The following is a 22,906-nucleotide window of genomic DNA, read 5'->3' as shown; positions in this document are numbered from 1 at the left end:
GTGATGTGGTTGTTCATCACCGAGCGCAGGGTGTTGGCGTCGCGGGTGTTCTTGACCCAGTCGGGCAGTTGGGAGTGCCAGACCAGGGTGTGGCCCCGCATCCGCTGGCCGTGCGCGGAGGCGTGGTTGACGATCCGGTCGGCGGCACCGAAGTTGAAGTTGCCGCGGGACGGTTCGACGGCGTCCCACTTCATCTCGTTCTCCGGGGTGACCATGGTGAATTCCCGGTCGAGAATGGTGGAGTACGTCGAGTCACCGAGCTTGCTCGCGGGCACCGCCGCGCCGAAGTAGCGGCCGCTGTCGGCCGCTGCCGCACCCAGCGTGGTCGCCCCGGCGGCGTGGGCCGCGGGGCTGGCGGTGACGGCCGCGACCGAGCTGACGGCCAGGCACGCGGCCGCCGTCAGGGCCTTGCGGAGACGGGGTTTCTGATTGAGCCATGACATGAGGGATCGGTCTCCTTGTGGGTGGGGGATGCCTGCGTGCCGCTCGGGGACCGGCGTCTCGTCCTGACGCCAGTGCGAGGGCGCACTCGGCCGGACCCTTCCTGCCGAGCAGGAGGGTGGTGTGCGTTCGGAGCGGAGCCTGGTCCCGCCCGAGAGCCGTGCGGTCGGTCGACGCGCCGCTGACAGCCTCCCGGGGTCCGGCCGAAGGGGGATCGGCCTGGCTGCCGGGTGCTGTGAGCGCTAACAATTCACCGCGGGCACCCGCCCCGCCCGACGTTGTCGGGGTGGGTCCTCACCAGGCGGTGGGCGGTGTCAGTGCCTCGCGGCGCGGCGGGCCCGTCAGCTCGCGCTGCAGGAGACGGTCGGCCAGGTGGTGCTGCCGTTCTTCGTGATGGTCATGCCCCAGTTGTTGCCCGACCCGTTGGGGGTGGCGACGAGGGTCTGGGCGTCGGGGTAGGACGCACTGGTGTTCCAGGTCGAGCTGACCTTCTCCGGGGAGGGGACCTTCACGGTCACCTTCCACGCGTCGGAGCCGGTGACCGCGACGTTCAGGTTGTAGCGGTCGCTCCACGAGGCGCCGGCGGAGAGCGTCGCCGTGCAGGTGCCGCCGGTGCCGCCGCCGGTGGAGGAGCCGAGCGTGATGTTGGAGCTGCCGCTGCTCCGGTAGCCCTCGGTGGCCATGATCTCGTAGTTCATGGTGCCGAGGTTCATGCCGGCCCTGGCCCACGCGTCGAAGTGGTTCGCGACGGTGATGGTTCCGCCGGTACGCCTGGTCTGACGAACGCTCCAGTACTGGTTGAACGTCTTGATGCCCTCGATCGAGGGGGCGTTGTAGCGCGTCGTCTGGTAGATGTCGTACGTGCCGCCGTCACTGGTGACGGTGCCCTTGTACGTGCCGGTCGGCCGGTACGAACCGTAGTTCTCGACGACGTAGTACTCGATGAGCGGGTTGGTGCTCCAGCCGTAGAGCGCCAGGTAGGCGTTGCCGTTGGTGCTCCAGGTGCCCGAGTAGGTCACCGGGTTGCGCGAGCCGGTGCTCCAGCCCTTGCCGGCGACGAAGTTGCCGGCATTGCTCCAGGAGGTGCTGTAGTTGCCGCCGCCGTTCAGGGACATCGAGGCCGCGCCGGTGCCCTCGGTCCAGAACGAGAAGAAGTGTCCGCCGTCGGTGCCGGTCTGGGTCGTGGTGACGGTCGCGGCCTCGGCGGTGCCGGGGAGGATCAGGACGGCCGCGAGGGCCGGCGCGAGCACGCGCATCCTGCGGGCGATCCGCCAGGCGCCTTTGGTCCTGCGGCTCTTGGGGTGAGAGGAGTTCACGACGGTGATCCGTCCTGTCGGTGTGTGGGGGGTGGGGTGGCACCCCTGCGCCCACCGATGGCCGCGGAGGGGTGGGCCGGGCCGGACGGCGTCGCGCAGCGGTGCACAGAACCGACTTGCCATCAACATCGCCGCGCCCGACGCCGGTTGGCGAAGGAGGCCCGGATCCAAGGCCCGTGCGGACATATCGACGGCGACAGTGTTGGCCTGTTCCCGACAAGCTGTCAACACTTTCGACAGAAACACCGAAAGTGTCGCTCCCGTCTCCGTTCGTCGAGACGCCGCCAATCACCCAACAGCCGGGGAGACCCCGGTGAACTTGCCCAGCATTTCGCCGAGTTCCCCGCCATCACTCCGCGCCGCAGGCCACACATCAGGGCAGGATCCGTTCGAAAGTTTCGGTGAGTCCATCGCGGGCGAGAGCTGCGGACTGCCCTGCCCTGCCTCCACCTGCCCCGCCCTGCCCCCGCCTGCCCTGGCCACCCGGCCCGAGGCGGTTCGTGGCCCCCTCCCGCGCCGGTTGTGATCGCTAACATATTCGCTGGACGGGTGGGCATGAGACAGTGGCGCCGCCGCTCCACGAGGAGGCGGATGATCGGACCGGGGCACCAGAGGGGGCTGTGCGTGGGAGTTGAAGCGGTCGGTACGGAGGTGCGACAGCCGGTGATGGCGGACGTCGCGAAGCTGGCCGGTGTCTCCCATCAGACGGTGTCCCGGGTGCTCAACGGCGCCCCGCACGTGCGGTCCGGTACCCGGGAGAGGGTACTTGCCGCGATCCGCGAACTCGACTACCGGCCGAACTCGGCCGCCCGTGCCCTGGTCACCCGCCGCTCGCAGACCCTGGGTGTGGTCAGTTTCGACTCCACCCTGTACGGGCCCGCCTCGATGCTCGACGGCATCGAGCGTGCGGCCCGCACCGCCGACTACTTCGTCAGCGTCGCGAGTCTGCGCTCCCTGGACAGCCGCTCCGTCCAGGAGGCCGTGGACCGGCTGCGCGACCAGGGCGTGGAGGGCATCGTGGTGATCGCCCCGCAGATCTCTGCGGTCGGTGCCCTCTCCAGGGTGTCCAGTTCGGTACCGGTGGTCGCGGTCGGCGCCGGCAGCCGGTCCCGGATGCCGATGGTGTCGTTCGACAACCGGGCCGGCGCCGAGGCCGCCACCCGCCACCTGCTCGACCTCGGCCACCGCACCGTGCACCACCTCGCGGGGCCGGCCGGCTGGATGGAGAGCCGCGACCGCCATGACGGCTGGCGGCAGGCCCTGGAGGACGCCGGTGTCAGGGTGCCGCCGGTCGGCAGCGGCGACTGGAGCGCCCGCTCCGGGTACCAGGCGGGCCGCCGGATCGCGCACGACCCGGAGGTCACGGCCGTCTTCTGTGCCAACGACCACATGGCCCTCGGCCTGCTCCGCGCCCTGCACGAGGCGGGCCGCGCCGTCCCGGGCGAGATCAGCGTGATCGGCTTCGACGACATCCCCGAGGCGGCGTACTTCGCCCCGCCGCTCACCACCGTCCGCCAGGACTTCGGCGAACTCGGCCGCCGCGCCCTCGAACTCCTCCTCCAGGAACTCGCCGGCGTCTCCCACACCCGCGACGACGTCCAGATCTCGCCGGAGATGGTCCTGCGCCGCAGCGCCGGCCCCGCTCGCCGTGGCTGACCCCGCTCGCCGGTGGCTGATTCTGCTCGGCGTGCCTGACTCCGCTCGCCATGCCTGACCCTGCCCGCCGTGCCTGACCCTGCCCGCCGTGGCTGACCCTGCCCGCCGTGCCTGACCCTGCCCCGGCGGCCGTCGGCGTGCGCTCGTTCGGGCGGCGTCGGGTCGAGGGGTGTCCGCCGGTCTGACGGCGGAGGTCTGTGAGGAGTGCGTGTTTCGGCGGCGTGCGGCGGGAGTCCGTACGGGCGGGGTCGGCTCCCGGTCGTTCGAGCGAGGACGATGTCCTGCCGGGCTCTCCGGCGGGTCGGGGCGGACTCCGTCGTTCCGGCCCTGCGCGGCCGGGATTGCCGCCCGTCGGGGGCCAACCGACCTGGATCACCGCCGAGCTGACGGCACTTCGGGCTGCCGCCGGTGGACTGGTCAAGATTGAGTAACGAGGCGCGAGGGCCTTGCCGGGGCCAATTGTTAGCGTTAACAATCGTCCCGAGCGAAACGGCGCCGATACCTCGCGTTCACGTGGTTGGTGCCGTTCGCGCGATCGATGATCTCCGAGAGGAAGTCCCACCATGTCCAAGAGAGCTGCGGCGGCCCTGGTCGCCGGTGCGATGGTCACCGTCCTCACCGCGTGCGGTTCCGGCGGCGGTGGAGACTCGACCGGCAAGGGTGCCGGCCACAAGCTCGTCGTGGGTTTCTCGCAGGTCGGCGCGGAGAGCGGTTGGCGTACCGCGAACACCAAGTCGGTCCAGGATTCCGCCAAGAAGGCGGGCATCGAGCTGAAGTTCTCCGACGCGCAGCAGAAGCAGGAGAACCAGATCAAGGCGATCCGCTCGTTCATCCAGCAGAAGGTGGACGTGATCGCCTTCTCGCCGGTGGTGGAGTCGGGTTGGGACACCGTGCTGAAGGAGGCGAAGGACGCCAAGATCCCGGTGATCCTCACCGACCGTGCGGTGGACTCCAAGGACGACTCGCTCTACGTCTCCTTCCTCGGCTCGGACTTCGTCGAGGAGGGCAAGAAGGCCGGCGAGTGGCTGGTGAAGGAGTACCAGGGCAAGTCCGACGAGGTGAACATCGTCGAGCTGCAGGGCACCACGGGTTCGGCGCCCGCCAACGACCGCAAGGCGGGCTTCGGCGACGTGATCAAGGCGGACGCGAAGTTCAAGGTGGCGGCGTCGCAGACCGGTGACTTCACCCGGGCCAAGGGCAAGGAGGTCATGCAGGCCTTCCTGAAGGCCCAGCCGAAGATCGACGTGCTGTACGCGCACAACGACGACATGGCGCTGGGTGCGATCCAGGCGATCGAGGAGGCCGGCAAGAAGCCGGGCACCGACATCAAGATCATCTCGGTGGACGGGGTCAAGGACGCCTTCACCGCGATGAGCCAGGGCAAGATCAACGTCGATGTGGAGTGCAACCCGCTCCTCGGTGACCAGCTGATGGACCTGGTGAAGAAGGTCAAGGCCGGCGAGCAGGTGCCGAAGCGGATCAAGACGGAAGAGGGTGTCTTCACCCAGGACCAGGCCGCTGCCGCACTGCCGACCCGCCAGTACTGAACGGACCGGCCCGCCCGGGGAGTAGCTCCCCGGGCGGGCCGGGTCGCATGAGGAGAGGAGAACCGGCGTGCGTCAGCAACCGGTCCTGGAAGTGCGGGGGATCCGCAAGGAGTTCCCCGGGGTGGTGGCGCTGGACGGGGTCGACTTCCGGCTCTTCCCCGGCGAGGTGCACGCCCTGATGGGGGAGAACGGCGCCGGCAAGTCCACGCTGATCAAGGTGCTGACCGGGGTGCACCCGGCGGACGGCGGCGAGGTGGTGCTGGCCGGGCAGCAGGTGCGGATCACCGGTCCGCTCCAGGCCCAGCAGGCGGGCATCAGCACCGTCTACCAGGAGGTGAACCTCTGCCCGAACCTGTCGGTCGCGGAGAACATCTTCATCGGCCGCGAGCCGCGCCGCCTCGGACTGATCGACTGGGCCCAAATGCGCCGTCGGGCCGCCGAGTTGGTCCGCACGCTGGAGCTGGACATCGACGTCGACGCGCCGCTGGACAGCTACTCCATCGCCGTCCAGCAGCTGGTCGCCATCGTCCGCGCGGTGGACGTCTCGGCCAAGGTGCTGATCCTGGACGAGCCGACCTCCAGCCTGGACCGCGACGAGGTCGGCCAACTCTTCACCGTGATACGGCGGTTGCGCGACCAGGGGGTCGCCATCCTGTTCGTCTCACACTTCCTCGACCAGATCTACGAGATCTGCGACCGGATGACCGTGCTGCGCAACGGCCGGCTCGAGGGCGAGTACCTGACCAGTGAGCTCAACCAGGTCGAGCTGATCTCCCGCATGATCGGCTCCGAACTCGCCGGGCTCGACCAACTGGCCGGAGGCAAGCGGCGCGAGCGTTCCGCGCCGGCCACCGAGCAGGCGTTCCTGCAGGCCGACGGCCTGGGCCGGCGGGGCGCCGTCGAACCGTACGACCTCTCCATTCGCCCCGGTGAAGTGGTGGGCCTGGCAGGCCTGTTGGGATCCGGCCGGACCGAGGCCGCCCGGCTGCTGTTCGGCGCAGACCACAAGGACCGCGGCACCGTGCAGATCAACGGCACCGAGACGGACCTGCGCAGCCCGCGCGACGCGATCGCCCACGGCATCGCGTTCTGCTCGGAGAACCGCAAGACCGAGGGCCTGGTCGGCGAGTTGACCGTCCGGGAGAACATCGTGCTGGCGCTGCAGGCGGCCCGGGGCTGGCTCCGCCCGTTGTCGCGCACCACGCAGGACGAGTTGACGCTGCGCTGGATCCGCGCCCTGGACATCCGCCCGGGCAACCCGGAGGCGCTGGTGCGCAACCTCAGCGGCGGAAACCAGCAGAAGGTGCTGCTGGCCCGCTGGCTGATCACCGACCCCAGGCTGCTGATCCTGGACGAGCCCACCCGCGGCATCGACATCGGTGCCAAGGCCGAGATCCAGAAGCTGGTCGCGGACCTCGCCGAGAAGGGCATGGCGGTGCTGTTCATCTCCGCCGAACTGGAGGAGGTGCTGCGGCTCAGCCACCGCGTCGGCGTGCTGCGCGACCGCCGGATGGTCGCCCAACTGCCCAACGACGGCGAGCTCACCCCGGAGCGCGTCCTGGCCACCATCGCGAGCGGAGCGGAACAATGACCACGGCGCCCACCACCCCGGGAGTCAGGGCGGTGACCCGGTACCGGCTGTTCTGGCCGGCCGCGGTGCTGGCCGTGCTGCTGCTCGCCAACCTCGCCTTCACCTCGGACTTCTTCGCCCTCCACCTCAAGGGCGGCCACCTGTACGGCAGTACGATCGACATCCTGCACTTCGGCGCTCCGCTGATCCTGGTGTCGCTCGGGATGACCCTGGTGATCGCCACCGGTGGGATCGACCTCTCGGTCGGCTCCACCGTCGCCATCGCCGGCGCGCTGGCCTGCCTGCACATCAGCGAGGCCGCCGACCCGGCGAGTCTCGGCACGGTGCTCGGCGCGGTCGGCATCGCGCTCGGCACGGCGGTGCTGCTGGGCCTCGCGAACGGGATCCTGGTGGCCCGGGTCGGGGTGCAGCCGATCATCGCCACCCTGATCCTGATGGTCGCCGGACGCGGCGTCGCCCAGCTGATCACCGACGGCCAGATCATCACGATCACCAGCGAGCCGTACAAGCTGATCGGCGGCGGCTACTGGCTGGCGATGCCGTTCGCGATCCTGCTCAGCGCAGTGGTCGCGCTGCTCACCGCGCTGCTCACCCGCTCCACCGCGCTCGGCCTGCTGCTGGAGTCGGTCGGCGGCAATCCGGTGGCCAGCCGGCTGGTCGGTATCCGGGCGATGCGCCTGGTCGCCCTGGTGTACGTGTTCAGTGCGCTGTGCGCGGCGGTCGCCGGACTGATGGTCTCCTCCAACGTCTCGGCGGCGGACGGCAACAACGCCGGCCTGTGGATCGAACTCGACGCCATCCTCGCGGTCGTCGTCGGCGGGACCTCGCTCAACGGCGGCCGGTTCTCGATCGGCGGCACGGTCCTCGGCGCGCTGATCATCCAGACCCTCTCCACCACCGTCTACACCATCGGCATCCCGCCGGAGACCACGCTGGTCTTCAAGGCCTTCGTGGTCATCACGGTCTGCCTGATCCAGTCGCCGAACTTCCGTGCCAAGCTCGCCCGGCGCGGCGCCGAGCGCCGGAGCGGTGCCCGGCCGAGTCCTGCCACCACCACCAACCGGGAGGTCGGCGCGTGAACGCCAACGCCCTGCTGACCAGAGTCCGCGGGCAGCTCCCGCTGCTGGTCACCTCCGTCCTGCTGGTGTCGATGTTCACCGTCGGCTCGGTGCAGTACGACGGGTTCTTCTCCGGGCAGGTGCTGCTCAACCTGCTGATCGACAACGCCTTCCTGCTCGTGGTCGCGGTCGGGATGACCTTCGTCGTGCTGACCGGCGGCATCGACCTGTCGGTCGGAGCGGTGGTGGCGCTGTCCACCATGGTCTCCGCCTGGCTGGTGGAGCGGCACGGCTGGCCGCCGCTGCTGGTCATCCCGCTGGTGCTGCTGATGGGCACGGCCGCCGGCTGGGTGATGGGGTGGGTGATCCACACCTTCGAGATCCAGCCGTTCATCGTGACCCTGGCGGGCATGTTCCTGGCCCGGGGGCTGTGCTACACGATCAGCATCGAGTCGATCTCCATCACGGACCCGTCGTACACCGCGATGGCGCAGACCCGGATCCCGCTCGGTGACCTCTTCGTCTCGCCGAGCGTGCTCATCGCCCTGCTGGTGCTGGCGGCCGGGTTCGTCGTGCTGCACTACACCCGGCTCGGGCGGAACGTGTACGCGATCGGCGGCAGCGAGCAGTCCGCGCTGCTGATGGGCCTGCCGGTGGGGCGGACCAAGACCACCGTGTACGCGATCAGCGGCTTCTGCTCGGCGCTCGGTGGTGTGCTGCTCACCTTCTACATGCTCTCCGGCTACGGCCTGCACGCGGTCGGCCTGGAGCTGGACGCGATCGCCGCCGTGGTGATCGGCGGCACCCTGCTCACCGGTGGCTCCGGCTACCTGCTGGGCACCCTGCTGGGTGTGCTGGTGCTGGGCCTGATCCAGACCGTCATCAGCTTCCAGGGCACGCTCAGCTCGTGGTGGACCAGGATCGTGATCGGCGGGCTGCTGTTCGTCTTCATCGTCCTGCAGCGCCTGATCACCGCCCGGCGTCGCTAGGACACCACCGCCACCCCGGCACGGCCCGCCCCGGCCGTGCCGGGTGTGTCGACGCGCAGATCCTGAGCGTCGGCAATGACCCCCACCCCCACCCTCCGCCCCCAGCCCGGCCGGCTCGCACGGCCGGGCTGACCGTGTGAAGAGAGGACGACGATGTCCCGTTTCCTCGATCGGGCCCGCCGGGCCGCGACCGGCCTGCTCGCGGCCGGCGCCCTGACCGCCGGACTGCTCGGAGTCGCGCCCGCCCACGCCGCCGCACCCCCGGCCGGCACCGCGACCCGGTACACCATGACCGCGTTCACCAACAGCAGCGAATCCAACATGTACGTCTACGAGTCGCCCGACGCCACCGGCTACCGGCAGCTCAAGGCCTCCGCGTACACACCGCCCAGCGGGCTGATCCGTGACCCCAGCATCATCCGGCACACCGACGGCCGGTACTACGTCACGTACACCACCAACTGGGACGGCAACACCATCGGCTTCGCCACCAGCACCGACCGGGTGAACTGGACCTTCCTCGGCAACCAGACCCTGCCGTTGAGCGATGTGAAGTCCACCTGGGCGCCGGAGTGGTTCGTCGACACCGACGGCACGGTGAACGTGATCGTCTCGGTCTCCACCACCGGCGGCGACTTCAAACCGTACAAGCTCACCGCCACCAACGCGGCTCTCACCGAGTGGAGTCCACCCGCCGTACTGGCCGGGATCGGGCCGAACTACATCGATACCTTCGTGGTCAAGGTCGGTTCCACCTACCACGCGTTCAGCAAGAACGAGACGACCAAGTACATCGAGCACTCCACCGCGAGCAGCCTGACCGGCCCCTACACCTTCAGGGGTACCGGCAACTGGGCCGGTTGGGGCAACTGGGTGGAGGGGCCGGCGCTGGTCCAGCTGGACAACGGCGGCTGGCGGATCTACTACGACGGCTACAGCGCGCACAAGTACTACTACAGCGACAGCTACGACGGCCTGGCCACCTGGACCACGCCCACCGAGCTGCCCGGACTCAGCGGCTTCGCCCGGCACTTCACCGTGCTCAAGGAGACGGTCAGCGGAGGAGCGTCCCTGCCGGTCAACACCAAGCTCTCCCTCCGGTCGGCGAACTACCAGGCACGGTACGCCAGTTCCCGAGCCGGCCTCGGCTACCTCGACCCGGTGGACGCGAGCAGCACCGCGACCGTCAAGCAGGACGCCACCTTCACGGTCGTCCCGGGCCTCGCCGACGCCAACTGCTACTCCCTCCGCGCCGCCGACGGACGTTACCTGCGGCACTGGGACTTCAAGCCGCGCCTCGACGGCAACGACGGCACCGCCGTCTTCCGCGGCGACGCCACCTACTGCGCCCGCCCCGGCTCGGCCGCCGGATCGGTCGCGTTGGAGTCCTACAACTACCCGGGCCGGTACCTCCGCCACTACGACTACGAGCTGCGCGTCGACGGGTACCAGGACACCGACACATTCCGCGCCGACAGCTCCTTCCTGCCCGTCACCCCCTGGGCCGCCTGAGCCGCGGAGGACGCCGCCGGAGTCCACGGCGGCGGGGAAGAGCGGAGGCCCGCTACAGGGAAGTCACCTGTAGCGGGCCTCCGCTCGTCCGTCTCCGCATCGCGGCGCGGTGTCCGGCGTACGGGAGGGACGGACCGCGGCGGAGGCGTCGAAGCGCTCGGCCGTGACGGAGCGGGCCGGGTCGTGCTACCCGCACGACCCGGCCGGGGGCCGGTGCCGGTTCAGCGAGCGCCGAGCAGGTGTTCCAGGGCCAGCTGGTCCAGCTGCTCGAAGGCCATGCCGCGGCCGGCGGCGGCGTCGACGTCGAACTCCTCGAAGGCGGAGCGGTCCGCCAGCAGCCCGGTCAGGCCGTCCTCGGCCGTGGGGACGGCGAGTTCGGGCAGCCGGGAGGCGGCGAGCGCGGCCTGCACCGCCGGGTCGGCCCGGAAGGCGCGGGAACGCTCCGCCAGCAGCAGGTAGTTGCGCATGCAGCCGGCCGCCGAGGCCCAGACACCGTCGAAGTCCTCGGTGCGCGGGGGCTTGAAGTCGAAGTGCCGGGGGCCGTCGTAGCCGGCCGACTCCAGCAGGTCGACCAGCCAGAAGGCCTGCCGCAGGTCTCCCGCGCCGAAGCGCAGGTCCTGGTCGTACTTGATGCCGGACTGGCCGTTCAGGTCGATGTGGAACAGCTTGCCGTGCCACAGCGCCTGGGCGATGCCGTGCGGGAAGTTCAGGCCGGCCATCTGCTCGTGGCCGACCTCCGGGTTGACGCCGACCCGCTCGGGCCGCTCCAGTGCGTTGATGAACGCCAGGGCGTGGCCGACGGTGGGCAGCAGGATGTCGCCGCGCGGCTCGTTGGGCTTGGGCTCGATCGCGAAGCGCAGGTCGTAGCCCTGCTGCTCGACGTACTCGCCCAGCAGGTCGAAGGCCTCCTTCAGCCGGTCGAGCGCCGTGCGCACGTCCTTGGCCGCGCCGGACTCGGCGCCCTCGCGCCCGCCCCAGGCGACGTAGACCGAGGCGCCGAGCTCCGCGGCCAGGTCGATGTTGCGGATCGTCTTGCGCAGCGCGTAGCGCCGCACGTCGCGGTCGTTGGCGGTGAAGGCGCCGTCCTTGAAGACCGGGTGGGTGAACAGGTTGGTGGTCGCCATCGGGACCTTCAGCCCGGCGGTGTCCAGCGCGGTGCGGAAACGCTTGACCGCCTGCTCGCGTCCGGCGTCGCTCGTGCCGAACGGGATCAGGTCGTCGTCGTGGAAGGTGACGCCGTAGGCGCCGAGCTCGGCCAGTCGCTGCACGCTCTCGACCGGGTCGAGGGCGGGGCGGGTCGCGTCGCCGAAGGGGTCGCGCCCCTGCCAGCCGACGGTCCACAGGCCGAAGGTGAACTTGTGCGCGGGGGTGGGGACGAGCGGGTCGCTGGACATGGAGCGGCTCCGGATCGGTGCGGAGGGGTATTTGTCAGGGCTCTCAACAAATTAGTATGCCGGAACGCAAGAAGGAACCCCAACGGAGGAACGCATGGCTGAGCAGCGTGTCGTGATCGGCGTCGACAGCTCGACGCAGTCCACCAAGGCCCTCGCCGTCGACATCGACACCGGCGCCGTTCTGGGCCAGGGCCGCGCCCCGCACACCGTCAGCGCGGGTGGCGGCCGAGAGAGCGACCCCGAGCAGTGGTGGGAGGCGCTCGGGGAGGCCGCGGCGCAAACCGGCTGGGCGGGCCGCGCGGCCGCCGTCTCGATCGCCGGACAGCAGCACGGCCTGGTCACCCTCGACGCGGCCGGAGCGCCGGTCCGCCCGGCGCTGCTCTGGAACGACGTCCGGTCCGCGCCCCAGGCCACCGGGTTGAAGACCGCGATCGGCGCCGCGGAGCTCGCCCGCCGCACCGGGAGCGTCCCGACCGCCGCCTTCACCGCCGCCAAGTGGGCCTGGCTGCGCGCCAACGAGCCCGCCGCCGCCGACCGGGTCGCCTCCGTCCGTCTGCCGCACGACTTCCTGACCGAGCGGCTGACCGGGGAGGCGGTCACCGACCGCGGCGACGCGTCGGGAACCGGCTGGTGGGGGCCGGACGGCTACGACCAGGACGTCCTCGCCCGCATCGGCCTCGACCCGGCGCTGCTGCCGCAGGTCCTCCCACCGGGCACGCGGGCCGGCGTCGTCCGCCCCGGAACGCCGCTGCGCGAGGGCGCGCCGGTGGCCACCGGCACCGGCGACAACATGGCCGCGGCCCTCGGGCTCGGCCTGCGGCCCGGACAGCCGGTGCTCAGCCTCGGCACCTCCGGAACCGTCTACGCCGTCGGCCGGACCAGGTCCGCCGACCCGAGCGGCACCGTCGCGGGCTTCGCCGACGCCCTCGGCGGCTGGCTGCCGCTCGCCTGCACGCTCAACTGCACCCTCGCCGTCGACCGCTTCGCCGTCCTGCTCGGGCGCGGCCGCGACGAGGTCGAGGAGGGCGGCACCGCGGTCGTCCTGCCCTACCTGGACGGCGAGCGCACACCGGACCTCCCGGGCGCGTCCGGTCTGGTCCACGGGCTGCGCCACGACACCACCCCGGGGCAGCTGCTCCAGGCCGCCTACGACGGCGCCACCCACGCTCTGCTCGCCGCCCTGGACGGCGTGCTGCGCGCGGGCGGCGCGGACCCGGCGGATGACGAACCGCTGCTGCTGATCGGCGGCGGCGCCCGCGGGCAGGCCTGGCAGCGGACCGTCCTGCGGCTCTCCGGCCGGGCGGTCCAGGTACCCGAGGCGCGGGAGCTGGTCGCCCTGGGCGCCGCCGCCCAGGCCGCCGCGCTGCTCACCGGCGAGGCCGCCGACGCCGTGGCGCGCCGCTGGCGGACGGCCGAGGGCCGGGTGCTGGAGCCCGTGCGGAAGGACGACGACGCGCTGACGCGGATCGGCGATACCCTGCGTCGGGCCGGGGCCTTGCAGGGCGTCCCGGCCGGGGACCGGTAGGAAGGGCGGCACGTGACACTGGTCGACAGGACGAGCAGGGGTGCTACGGGCGGGCCGGCGTCGCAGCAGGACATGCGCCGGCAGAACCTCGCGGTGGTCCTCGGCGCGGTCCGCGCGCACAGCCCGCTCTCCCGCGCGGACGTCGCCGGACGCGTCGGGCTGACCAGGGCGGCCGTCTCCTCCCTGGTCGACGAGCTGATCGGCCGCGGCGCGCTGACCGAGGCGGCGGCCACGGCCAGCGGACGGGTCGGGCGCCCCGGACGGGCGCTGGCCGTCAGCGACCGGGGCCCCGCCGGCCTCGGCCTGGAGATCGGAGTCACCCACCTCGGCGCATGCGTCGTGGACCTGCGCGGCGAGCCAAGGGTGTGGCGCCGGGTGGAACGGGCGAACGCCGGCCGGCCCGCCGGGCAGGTACTGGCGGAGGCCGCCGCGCTGGCCGCCGAGGCGCAGGCGGAGGCCGCCACCCTCGGGCTGCGCGTCGAGGGCCGGGTCCTGGCCGTGCCCGGGGTGGTGCCCAACCAGCCGGGCGGACTGGTCGGGCGCGCGCCCAACCTGGGCTGGCGCACCGTCCGCATCGCGGACCACTGGCCCGATCCGGACACCGTGCCCGAGCCGGAGAACGAGGCCAACCTCGGGGCGCTGGCCGAGTACTGGAGCGCCGAGCAGGCCGTGGAGACCTTCGTGCACGTCTCCGCCGAGACCGGGATCGGCGCCGCCCTGGTCATCGACGGGCGGTTGTTCCGGGGGGCCCGCGGCTTCGCCGGAGAACTCGGCCACATACCCGTCCATCCGGACGGCCCCGACTGCGCCTGCGGCGCCCGCGGCTGCCTGGAGCAGTACGCGGGCGAGGCGGCCGTGCTGCGCGAGGCCGGTCTCGCGCAGCACGACCCGGCCCGGGTCGGCGACGCGGTCGCGTTGCTGGCCGAGCGGGCGGGCGCCGGGCATGCGCCGACCCTGCGCGCCCTCGAACGTGCGGGGCGCGCCCTGGGGCTGGCCCTCACCTCCGCCGTGGAGCTCATCGACCCGGACGGTCTCGTCCTGGGCGGCGCCTACGCCGAACTCGCCGACTGGCTGCTGCCGTCCGTACGCGCCGAACTGGCGGCCCGGGTGACCGTACGGTCCTGGCCCCCGGAGGCCCTGTGCCCGTCCGCCCTGGGGCGTCGCGGACCGCTGCTGGGCGCGGCGCTGACGACGGTCCGCCGGATCATGGCCGATCCCACGCTGCTGCCCGCGGGCTGACCCGGAGCCCGTTCCGCGCGGTCGGTCGTGCTCGACCACGATCACGCCGTGCCCGGCGGCCGCCGGACCCGTGCCGCAAACGACCGGCGGTCACGTCGGCAGCTACGTCGAGCCGACGATCGTCTGCGCGCACCAGATCGTCTTGCCGTGGGTGTCGTGCCGGGTGCCCCAGCCCTGGGTGAGCTGGGCGACGAGCATCAGGCCCCGGCCGCCCTCGTCGTAGATGCGGGCCCGGCGCAGGTGCGGGCTGGTGTCGCTGGCGTCGGAGATCTCGCAGATCAGCGCGGTGTCGCGGATCAGCCGCAGCCTGATCGGCGGCTCGCCGTACTTGATGGCGTTGGTGACCAGCTCGCTGACGACCAGCTCGGTGACGAACGCCTCCGCTTCCAGGCCCCAGGCGGCCAGCTGCCCGACGGCACACTGCCGGGCGTACGGCACCTGCGAGACGTCGGGCTCGATGGCCCAGTCGGCGACGTGCTCGGGATCCAGCGCGCGGGTACGGGCGAGCAGCAGGGCGGCGTCGTCGGTGCGGTGGTCGGGGAGCAGGGCCTCCATCGCCGCGTCGCAGAGGGCCTCCAACGACGTGGCCGGCTTGCTCAGGGCCCGGAGCAGTTCGGCGATCCCCTGCTCGGCGTCGCGCTCGCGGCTCTCCACCAGGCCGTCCGTGTAGAGGGCGAGCAGGCTGCCTCGGGGAGTTCGAACTCGGTCGCCTCGAACGGCAGACCGCCGATGCCGAGCGGCGGTCCGGGCTGTACGGACACCGGGGTCCTGGTGCCGTCCGGCGTGATGACCAGCGGCAGCGGATGGCCCGCGCTCGCCAGTGCGCAGCGGCGGGCGACCGGGTCGTAGACGGCGTACAGGCAGGTGGCCCCGGCTTCGGCGGTCGCCTCGAAGTGGTCGGCGTGCCGGGTTTCGCTGGGGAGGTGGAGGACCAGGTCGTCCAGATGGGTGAGCAGTTCGTCCGGCGGCAGGTCCACGTCGGCCAGGGTGCGGACCGCGGTGCGCAGCCGGCCCATGCTGGCCGAGGCGTGCAGGCTGTGGCCGACGACGTCGCCGACGACCAGCGCGACGCGCGCGCCGGACAGCGGGATGACGTCGAACCAGTCGCCGCCCACCCCCGCACCGGCCCCGGCGGGCAGGTAGCCGTGGGCCACCTCGATCGCGTCCTGGCGCGGCAGCCGCTGCGGCAGCAGGCTGCGCTGCAGGGTCAGCGCGGTCAGGTGCTCGTGCGAGTAGCGGCGGGCGTTGTCGATGGCCACGGCGGCCTTGGCGGCCAGTTGCTCGGCGAGGATCAGGTCGTCGGCGGTGAAGGCCTCGGGCCGGTCGCGACGGGCGAACGCCACGACGCCGAGCACGGCGCCGCGCGCCAGCAACGGCACGGTGATCCGGCCGGTCAGCCCCTGGGCGGCGATGGAGTGGTCGATCAGCGGGGTGCCCGGAGGCCAGAGGGCGGGGTCGGCGGCGAGCCCCGGGCCGAAGGCCCATTCGCCGCCCTGGCTGGGTTCGGCGGCGAGCTGCACCTGGGACCTGCCGGCGGCCATGCAGCGGGCGGCGATGGCACCGGGGGCGTAGCCGACCGGCGTCACCGGTCCGGGAGAGCGGTCCGGGTCGTCCTTCGCGCTGTGGTGGGCGGCGCGGCTGAGCGTGATGGTGCCGCCGGCGGTGCGCGCGGCGGCGGAGGGCGGCTCCTCGCCGCGCAGCACCTCGCTGAAGAGGTCGACGGTGACGAGGTCGGCGAAGCCCGGCACCGGGGTCTTGGCGAGTTCCCGGGCGGTGCCGATCACGTCGAGGGTCTGGCCGATGCCGGTGCTGGCCTCGTTGAGGATGAGCAGGCGCTGCCGGGCCCAGTACTCGGCGCTCATGTCGAAGCCCCAGTTGGCGACCGCGCGGACCTTTCCCCCGGCGTCCCGGACGGGCCACATGCTGGTGGCCCAGGCGTTGGCGTAGTCGCTGCCGAGCGGGCGGAAGATCGTGATGAGACGGGCGGGCGTGCCGGTCCTGGCCACCTCGGAGAGCTGGTTGGTGTAGGCCAGGTCGTCCAGTTCCGGGAACAACTCGCGGTACTTCTCACCGAGCACCTGCTCCTCCGAGTGCGCAATCACCCGGGAGGCGGCGGTGTTCATCCACAGGAACCGCAGCTCGGGGTCGTAGATCCCCAGCGCGAAGGGGCACTGCTCGAACGCCCGGTCGGCGATCACCGGGCGCCGGTCCCAGCGCTGGACGGTCAGCGCCCGGCCCAGCACCCGGCCGCCGGCGCCGCCCAGCGGGTGGGCCGTCACCACGGCGTCCACCGTGGCACCGTTCCGGTGGCGCAGGGCGACGAGAGCCGTGGGACCGGGACCGGCGCCGTCGCTCCCGGGGAACCCGGGCGGGGCGTCGACCAACAGGTCGGTGACCGGGCGACCGACGGTCTGCTCCGCCGTCCAGCCCAGCAACAGCAGCCCGCCCTCGCTCCAGCCGCTCACCACGCCGTCCGGGTCGACCACGACCACGGCGGTCGGTGCGTCCTGCTCGCCGGCCTCGTCCACGCGCCACGCCTCCGTCCGGGCAGCCGCGCACGCCGGAACGGGATTCCGGCGCCCGCTCTCCAGCCTAGGTCCGTCACCCGCCGCACGCGCTCCCGGCAGCGAGGGCACCGGACGTCACGGCACGATGACCAGCTTCCCGCGGGTGTGGCCGGTGCGGCTGGCGTCGAAGGCCTCGCCCGTCCGCTCCAGCGGGAAGGTCCGAGCGACCTCCACGGTCAGCGCGCCCCGGTCCACCGCCGCCGCCAGTTCGGCGAGCTTGGCGCCGTCCGGGCGGACCCAGATCCAGTGGCCGCCGTGCTGCGCCACGGCCGGGTCGGTGATGGAGACGTGCCGTCCGCTGTCGGCGAGCACGGCCAGTGTCGTCTCCAGCTGTCCGCCGACGAAGTCCGCGACGGCCGACACGCCGCCGGGCGCCAGCGCCCGAACCCGCTCGGTCAGGCCGTCCCCGTAGCTCACCGGCTCGGCGCCCAGCCCGCGGACGAACTCGTGGTTGCGCTCCGAGGCGGTGCCGATCACCCGGGCCCCGCGGTCGCGGCCGAGCTGCACCGCGAGACTGCCCACGCCACCGGCCGCGCCGTGCACCAGGAGCACGTCGGCGGGGCCGACCGCGAGCCGGTCCAGGCAGCGCAGCGCGGTCAGCCCGACCAGCGGCAGCCCGGCCGCCTGCGCCCAGTCGAGCGCGGCGGGTTTGCGCGCCACGGCGGGCGCGGCGATCGCGACGTACTCGGCGAAGGTGCCGCCCTGCACCACGTCCTTGCGGGCGTAGGCCATCACCTCGTCCCCGGGGGAGAACTCGGGCGTGTCGGGGCCGGTCCGGGTGACCACACCGGCCACGTCCCAGCCGGGGATCACGGGGAAGACCGCGTCCATCATGCCGTCCAGACCACCCGCCATGACCTTCCAGTCGACCGGGTTGACGGAGGCCGCGCGGACCTGGATCAGCACCTGGCCGGGGCCCACCTTGGGGTCGGGCACCTCGTGGTGGCGCAACCGGGAGTTGTCCGGGGCGTACGAGTCGTAGGTCACCGCGCGCATGAAAGGACCTCCAGGGGCCGATGCCGTCGCCGCGCGCACCGCCGCCGGGTGGGCGGGCGCCTCGGCCACGCTATGCCGGGGACGGGCGCCCGGCACCCGCGCCGACCCGTCGGAGCGAGCGTCCTCCGTGGCCCGGACCTCGTGGTCGACGACGCGCCGGGGCCGGGGCGGGGGCCGGCCGTCGGAGCGCGAAGCGACCCGCCGCACCGGCGACTCCGGTGCGGCGGGTCGCCCGGACGGCTCAGCTCCGCCGCGGGGGAGTCAGGACGGCCGCAGCGCAGTCAGGACGAACGCGAAGTCCGACGGCGCGAGTTCGAGCCGGTACCGAGGCAGGACGCCCGGTCCCACGGCGGCGGTGCCGAGGCCCTGGACGGCGTGGTCGGTGTGGAGGTGGATCACCGGGCCCGGGACGAGATCGCTCTGGTGCCGTGCGGCGTCGAGCTGTCGGTCGGTCCAGCGGCGCGCGGCGAAGTGGAACGGCTCCTCGCCCACGACGCGCAGTCCGTTCCCGGCTCCGTCGGTGAAGGCGGTCCAGCGGGTGTCCGCACGGTTGCCGTTCTCCTGGGGGCGCACGTAGGGGGTCTGCAGCTCGTCCACGGTCGCGCGGAACCGTCCGACGCGAACCGCCTGGCGCGAGTCGGGGTAGGCCTCCCCGGGGCCCGTGCCGAACCACTCCACCCGGGACAGGTCGGTGGGGATCTCCCAGTCGAGTCCGATGCGGGCCAGTGAGCGGGAGCCGTTCCGGCGGACCTGCTCCCGGTACTCCTCGGGCGGCAGTGCCGGGTCCACCATGGTGTCGCGGAAGTCGTCGCCCCGCTCCGGCCAGTGGCCGACGGGTTCGGCGTGCACCCGCAGGCGCAGGCTGTCACCGTCGCTGTCCCAGCGGTAGGTGGTGAGGTAGCCGGAGCCGCCTGCGGCGGCGGCGCTGCGGACGACGACGGTCAGGTCGTGGGCGCCGGGGGCGACGGAGACGGTGCGGCAGCGCAGTCGGTCCAGTCCGCGGTCCTTCCAGTAGGCGGCGTCGCGCTGGTGCCAGCCGAGGTCGTTGTCGGTGGGCGCCCGCCACAGGTTCAGTCGGGGACCGTGGAGGGGGAGTCCGCCGAGGTCGAGCAGAGCTCCGGTGGTCCGGTCGAAGCGGCCGGGCCCGAGCAGGATGTGCGCGCCCTCGCTGCGGGCCGGGGCGGGACGGCCGGTCGGCCGGCGGCGTTCCGGCGCGGAGAGCCGGAGCTGTCCCCAGCCGACCACGTGACCTTCGGCGGCCCAGTCGGCGGCCTTGGCCAGCTCCGCCTGGACGGTGAGCCAGAGCTCGCCCGCGCCGTCGTCCCCGGTTGGGAGGTCCAGCCGGGGCAGCGGCAGCCGGCCGTGTTCCCCGGCCGCCAGCTCCGGTGTGGGCAGCACGCCGTGGGCCAGCTCGACCCCTTCGCGGGCCAGCGACCAGGTGAACCGCAGATGGGACAGGTCCAGCACCTCGTAGCGGTTCTCCACCGCGAGGGTGCCCGGCTCCGGGCCGGGGCCGATCCGGACGGGGGCGATCACCTTCGCGTACTCCAGGAGACCGGGGGAGGGGGTGCGGTCGGGGAGGACCAGGCCGTCGCAGCTGAAGTTGCCGTCGTGCAGGTCCTCGCCGAAGTCGCCGCCGTAGCCGAAGAACTCGCGCCCCCGGGCGTCGCGGGTGCGCAGTGCCTGGTCCATCCACTCCCAGACGTAGCCGCCCTGGACCCGGGGGTGCTCGTCGCACAGCCGCAGGTACTCGGCGAGCCCTCCGGGCCCGTTGCCCATGGCGTGGGCGAACTCGGTGAGCAGGAAGGGCTTGCGGTTGCGCGGGTCGTCCGCCGGGTCGCCGGAGCCGGCGCGGGCCGGGTAGGAGACCTCGCCCGGCAGCAGCTCTCCCCGGCCGATCCGGGCGACGGCGGCGGGCGGCCGGTACATCTCGGCGTGGACGTCGGTGTACTCGCCGAGCCGGTCGCCCTCGTAGTGGACCGGGCGGGACGGGTCGCGCCGCCGGACCCACTCGGACAGGGCCCGGAGGTTGCGGCCGTCCCCGGCCTCGTTGCCGAGCGACCACAGGATGACGCTCGCGTGGTTCTTGTCCCGTTCCACGGTCCGCTCGATGCGGTCCAGGTAGGCGTCGTGCCAGCGGGGGTCGTCGGAGGGGTTGCGCTGCCAGCGCTCCGGGTCGACGGACTCGAAGCCGTGGGTCTCCAGGTCGCACTCGACCATGACCCAGAGGCCGAGTTCGTCGCACAGGTCGAGGAACGCGGGGTGCGGCGGGTAGTGCGCGGTGCGCACCGCGTTGATGTTGTGCCGCTTCATCAACTCCACGTCGCGGCGCATGGTGTCGAGGGAGAGCGTACGGCCGTGATCGGGGTCGAACTCGTGCCGGTTCACGCCGCGCAGGACCACCCGGCGGCCGTTGACCCGCAGCACCCCGGCCTCGTCGACGGCCACGCTGCGGAACCCGATCCGGATCCGGACCCGCTCGCTGCCGGTGGACAGGTGCGCCTCGTAGAGCTGCGGATCCTCCGCACTCCAGGGCCGTACCGCCGCGAAGGCGAACTCGCCCTCGGCGGGCCGGTCGTGGATGCCGAGGGCCGGGATGTCGATCCGCACCGGCGCGTCGGCGTCGGCCTCCACCCGGAGCCGGCCCGCACCGGTGGCCGCGTCGTAGCCCGCGTGCACGAAGACGTCCCGGATGCCGCCCGCGGGGCGGGCCAGCAGGGACACGTCGCGGAAGATGCCCGACAGGCGCCAGGTGTCCTGGTCCTCCAGGTACGTGCCCGCGGAGAACTGGTGGACCCGGACCGCCAGCACGTTGCGCCCGGGCCGCAGCAGCCCGGTCACGTCGAACTCGCTCGGCAGCCGGCTGCCGTAGGTGACGCCCAGCTCGCGGCCGTTGAGCCAGAGCCGGGCGCAGGAGTCCACGCCCTCGAAGCGCAGCACGGCCGGCGTGCCCGCCCAGTCGGCGGTCAGGTCGAAGATCCGGCGGTAGTCCCCGGTCTCGTTCTCGTCCGGGACGAAGGGCGGGTCGACCGGTATCGGGTAGGCGATGTTGACGTAGACGGGCCGGCCGTAGCCCTGCAACTGCCAGTGCGAGGGGACGCGAAGGGCGGCCCAGGAGCCGTCGTCGAAGTCCGGGGCTTCGAATCCGTCCGGTTCCGGGCGCAGTACGGGCGAGAAACGGAACGCCCAGTCCCCGTTGAGGTCGATCCTGGGCGCGTCGGAGTCCAGGGCCGCGCGCGGCACGGCCCTGCCGCGGCCGGGTGCGTAGTCCTCGAAATAGCGTGCAGACATGCGGAATCCTCCGGCGGTCGTGGGTGATGCGCGCGACCGTACTATCGAAGGTCTCTTGCGGGAAGCACCGCTCTCGCACGGGGTGTGCGGCGCGGATTCCGCGCGGGGAGGCCCGCTCCGGTGCTCGATGGCGAGGACCGCGCCGGGCCTCCGCGGGCAGCGATGAGCGTTGCCGTCGACAGGGGAACCCCAGCCGGCGTGCGGCTGGGGTTCCCCGGTGTGGTGCGTACCGGTCGGTGGGGGGACCGGGTCAGTGCTGCAGGGTGAGGACGCCCGGCCGGTACGGCAGTTGGTCGTAGGGGCCGCTCGCGGTGGGGGACTTGCCCTGGTAGAGGAACTGCAGGTTGCAGGGGTCGATGGTCATGGTCTGGTCGGGGTTGTTGCGGACGAGGTCGCCGTGGCTGATGTCGTTGGTCCAGGTGGCGCCGCTGTTGGCCTTGCCGGCGAAGGGGTTGGACTCGGTGGTGGCCTGCGGGGTCCACGTACCGTTCAGGCTGGTGGCGGTGAACGAGCGGAAGTAGCGCTGCTCGTTCGCTCCCCGGGCCTCGACGATCATGAGGTACTGGTTCTGGCCCTGGACCTTGTAGACCTGCGGGGCCTCGAAGAGGTTCTTCACGGTGTCGCTCATGACCGTGGTGTAGGAGGAGCCGAAGTTGCCGGGGAAGTTCCCGATCGGCATGCTCGCCCGGTAGATGCTGCCGTTGTCACCGGCGAAGAACAGGTACATGTTCTGGTCGTCGGCGATCAGGGTCTGGTCGATCGGTGCGGCGCCGGGGATGCCGCCGGTGAACAGCGGCTGCGGCGCGGACCAGCCGTTGGGGTTGGTGGGGTCGCTGGAGGTGCGGTAGATGAAGGGCCAGGCACCCCACTGGTAGGCCAGCACCCAGATGTTCTTGGGCGCGAAGTAGAACAGGGTGGGCGCCACCGCGGCCTGGTTCATCCCGATCTGAGGGGCCGACGCCATGTCCGACCAGTTGGTGAAGGGCGCGAACGCCATCGAGCCGTACGAGGACCCCGACACGTCCGACCCGTAGACCAGGTGCTTGCCGTTGTACGTCGTGGTGGTGAAGTCCTTCAGCGCACCCCAACCGTTCGCCGGCTGCGCCAGCGCACCCGTCGACGACCAGCGGTACGTCGAGGGAAGGGCGCACGTGCCGGCCGGCGGCGCGGGCGTCGTCGGGGCCGGCGTCCCGGTCAGGCCGGTCCACTTCTGGTTGCCGGCGGTCCAGCAGGAGTACAGCTGGATCTTGGTGCCGTTGGTGCCGGCCGCGCCGACGGCGTCGAGGCACCGCCCGGACTGGACACCGGCGATCGTGCCGTCGGCGTTGATGGTCCACTGCTGGTCGGCGCCGCCGTTGCAGTCACCGATGACCACCGCTGTTCCGTTGGCGGTGCCCTTGGCCTTGGCTTCCAGACACTTCTTGCCGTAGACCGTCAGCTGCTTGCCGGCGGTGTAGGTCCAGCGCTGATTGGCCTGTCCGTTGCAGTCCCACAGCTGCGCCTGGGTGCCGTTGGCGGTGGTGAAGCCGTTGATGTCGATACAGCGACCGGAGCCGACGCCCTTGATCTCCGCGGTACTGCTCCCGCTCCCGCCCGTGGTGCCGGAGGAGGACTTGAGGGCGTTCATGACGGCGGTGTAGGCGGCCTTGGGCTTGCCGTTGCTGTCGAACAGCAGCGGGCTCTCGTCCTTGCGCCAGGAGTCGCTGTCGCGGATGCCCCAGACCGTGATGCCGGTGCAGCGAGCGATGGCGAGGCAGGCCTTGACGGCGTCGGCGTACGCGGTG

Annotated in this window: 14 protein-coding genes and 2 pseudogenes; 8 read left to right on the top strand and 8 right to left on the bottom strand. The window is 72.1% G+C overall.

All coding sequences use genetic code 11. The features are described from left to right. Both AB0J08_RS37290 and AB0J08_RS37285 read right to left on the bottom strand, forming a co-directional pair. The coding region (locus AB0J08_RS37290; protein ID WP_360643164.1) for an endo-1,4-beta-xylanase at positions 1-443 on the bottom strand (443 nt) is incomplete at its 3' end. Positions 444-782: 339 nt separating this feature from the next. Next, complete coding sequence (locus AB0J08_RS37285; protein ID WP_360643167.1) at positions 783-1,697, bottom strand: glycoside hydrolase family 11 protein; 915 nt, start codon at positions 1,695-1,697, stop codon at positions 783-785. A 684-nt stretch (positions 1,698-2,381) separates the two neighbouring features. On the opposite strand from AB0J08_RS37285, the gene AB0J08_RS37280 reads away from it, so the two are divergent. The 6 genes from AB0J08_RS37280 (at position 2,382) to AB0J08_RS37255 (ending at position 10,110) form a co-directional block, all read left to right on the top strand. Continuing rightward, complete coding sequence (locus tag AB0J08_RS37280; protein ID WP_360643161.1) at positions 2,382-3,413, top strand: LacI family DNA-binding transcriptional regulator; 1,032 nt, start codon at positions 2,382-2,384, stop codon at positions 3,411-3,413. Positions 3,414-3,976: 563 nt separating this feature from the next. After that, positions 3,977-4,960 carry an ABC transporter substrate-binding protein gene (locus AB0J08_RS37275; protein WP_360643157.1) on the top strand — a complete coding sequence of 328 codons (984 nt, stop codon included), beginning with the start codon at positions 3,977-3,979 and terminating at the stop codon, positions 4,958-4,960. Between the two features lie 67 nt (positions 4,961-5,027). Further along, positions 5,028-6,551, top strand: coding sequence for a sugar ABC transporter ATP-binding protein (locus tag AB0J08_RS37270; protein WP_360643154.1), 1,524 nt, complete (start codon positions 5,028-5,030; stop codon positions 6,549-6,551). Next, the gene (locus AB0J08_RS37265) at positions 6,548-7,630 is read left to right on the top strand and encodes an ABC transporter permease (RefSeq protein ID WP_360643151.1); all 1,083 of its coding nucleotides are present in this window, start codon (positions 6,548-6,550) and stop codon (positions 7,628-7,630) included. The genes AB0J08_RS37270 and AB0J08_RS37265 overlap by 4 nt, the downstream gene beginning before the upstream one ends. Beyond that, positions 7,627-8,598 carry a galactofuranose ABC transporter, permease protein YjfF gene (gene yjfF, locus AB0J08_RS37260; RefSeq protein WP_360643148.1) on the top strand — a complete coding sequence of 324 codons (972 nt, stop codon included), beginning with the start codon at positions 7,627-7,629 and terminating at the stop codon, positions 8,596-8,598. The genes AB0J08_RS37265 and yjfF overlap by 4 nt, the downstream gene beginning before the upstream one ends. A 153-nt stretch (positions 8,599-8,751) precedes the next feature. After that, entirely contained in the window at positions 8,752-10,110 is a 1,359-nt protein-coding gene (locus tag AB0J08_RS37255) for a glycoside hydrolase family 43 protein (RefSeq protein ID WP_360643145.1), read from the top strand. Between the two features lie 221 nt (positions 10,111-10,331). Here the strand turns inward: AB0J08_RS37255 and xylA are convergent, their stop codons facing one another. Next, the gene (xylA, locus tag AB0J08_RS37250) at positions 10,332-11,504 is read right to left on the bottom strand and encodes a xylose isomerase (protein ID WP_360643142.1); all 1,173 of its coding nucleotides are present in this window, start codon (positions 11,502-11,504) and stop codon (positions 10,332-10,334) included. A 94-nt stretch (positions 11,505-11,598) separates the two neighbouring features. On the opposite strand from xylA, the gene xylB reads away from it, so the two are divergent. Together xylB and AB0J08_RS37240 are read left to right on the top strand one after the other, a co-directional pair. Further along, positions 11,599-13,029, top strand: a complete 1,431-nt coding sequence (gene xylB, locus AB0J08_RS37245; protein WP_360643139.1) for a xylulokinase — start codon at positions 11,599-11,601, stop codon at positions 13,027-13,029. A gap of 72 nt (positions 13,030-13,101) precedes the next feature. Beyond that, positions 13,102-14,268 (top strand): ROK family transcriptional regulator, encoded by a 1,167-nt coding sequence (locus AB0J08_RS37240; protein ID WP_360643136.1) that lies wholly within the window; start codon positions 13,102-13,104, stop codon positions 14,266-14,268. Positions 14,269-14,370: 102 nt separating this feature from the next. Here the strand turns inward: AB0J08_RS37240 and AB0J08_RS37235 are convergent. From AB0J08_RS37235 to AB0J08_RS37215, 5 genes and pseudogenes are all read right to left on the bottom strand, one after another. Beyond that, positions 14,371-16,188 (bottom strand): annotated as a pseudogene (locus tag AB0J08_RS37235) (SpoIIE family protein phosphatase); the annotation flags it as partial. Beyond that, a pseudogene (locus AB0J08_RS37230) lies at positions 16,185-16,733 on the bottom strand (PAS domain-containing protein); the annotation flags it as partial. The pseudogenes AB0J08_RS37230 and AB0J08_RS37235, both read right to left, overlap by 4 nt. 177 nt (positions 16,734-16,910) lie before the next feature. Next, positions 16,911-17,831 (bottom strand): NADP-dependent oxidoreductase, encoded by a 921-nt coding sequence (locus tag AB0J08_RS37225; protein ID WP_360643133.1) that lies wholly within the window; start codon positions 17,829-17,831, stop codon positions 16,911-16,913. 261 nt (positions 17,832-18,092) lie between these two features. Next, entirely contained in the window at positions 18,093-21,122 is a 3,030-nt protein-coding gene (locus AB0J08_RS37220; RefSeq protein WP_360643130.1) for a glycoside hydrolase family 2 TIM barrel-domain containing protein, read from the bottom strand. A gap of 250 nt (positions 21,123-21,372) precedes the next feature. After that, a partial coding sequence (locus AB0J08_RS37215; RefSeq protein WP_360643127.1) for a non-reducing end alpha-L-arabinofuranosidase family hydrolase occupies positions 21,373-22,906 on the bottom strand: 1,534 nt, incomplete at its 5' end.

Source organism: Kitasatospora sp. NPDC050463, assembly GCF_040655255.1.
GTDB lineage: Bacteria > Actinomycetota > Actinomycetes > Streptomycetales > Streptomycetaceae > Kitasatospora.
This window is presented reverse-complemented; position numbering and strand designations above follow the sequence as displayed.

Excerpts from the sequence above, each read along its gene's own strand:
- AB0J08_RS37285 (WP_360643167.1), bottom strand. The coding sequence starts at position 1,697 with ATGCGCGTGCTCGCGCCGGCCCTCGCGGCCGTCCTGATCCTCCCCGGC.
- AB0J08_RS37275 (WP_360643157.1), top strand. The coding sequence starts at position 3,977 with ATGTCCAAGAGAGCTGCGGCGGCCCTGGTCGCCGGTGCGATGGTCACC.
- AB0J08_RS37265 (WP_360643151.1), top strand. The coding sequence starts at position 6,548 with ATGACCACGGCGCCCACCACCCCGGGAGTCAGGGCGGTGACCCGGTAC.
- AB0J08_RS37255 (WP_360643145.1), top strand. The coding sequence starts at position 8,752 with ATGTCCCGTTTCCTCGATCGGGCCCGCCGGGCCGCGACCGGCCTGCTC.
- xylA (WP_360643142.1), bottom strand. The coding sequence starts at position 11,504 with ATGTCCAGCGACCCGCTCGTCCCCACCCCCGCGCACAAGTTCACCTTC.
- xylB (WP_360643139.1), top strand. The coding sequence starts at position 11,599 with ATGGCTGAGCAGCGTGTCGTGATCGGCGTCGACAGCTCGACGCAGTCC.
- AB0J08_RS37240 (WP_360643136.1), top strand. The coding sequence starts at position 13,102 with ATGCGCCGGCAGAACCTCGCGGTGGTCCTCGGCGCGGTCCGCGCGCAC.
- AB0J08_RS37225 (WP_360643133.1), bottom strand. The coding sequence starts at position 17,831 with ATGCGCGCGGTGACCTACGACTCGTACGCCCCGGACAACTCCCGGTTG.
- AB0J08_RS37220 (WP_360643130.1), bottom strand. The coding sequence starts at position 21,122 with ATGTCTGCACGCTATTTCGAGGACTACGCACCCGGCCGCGGCAGGGCC.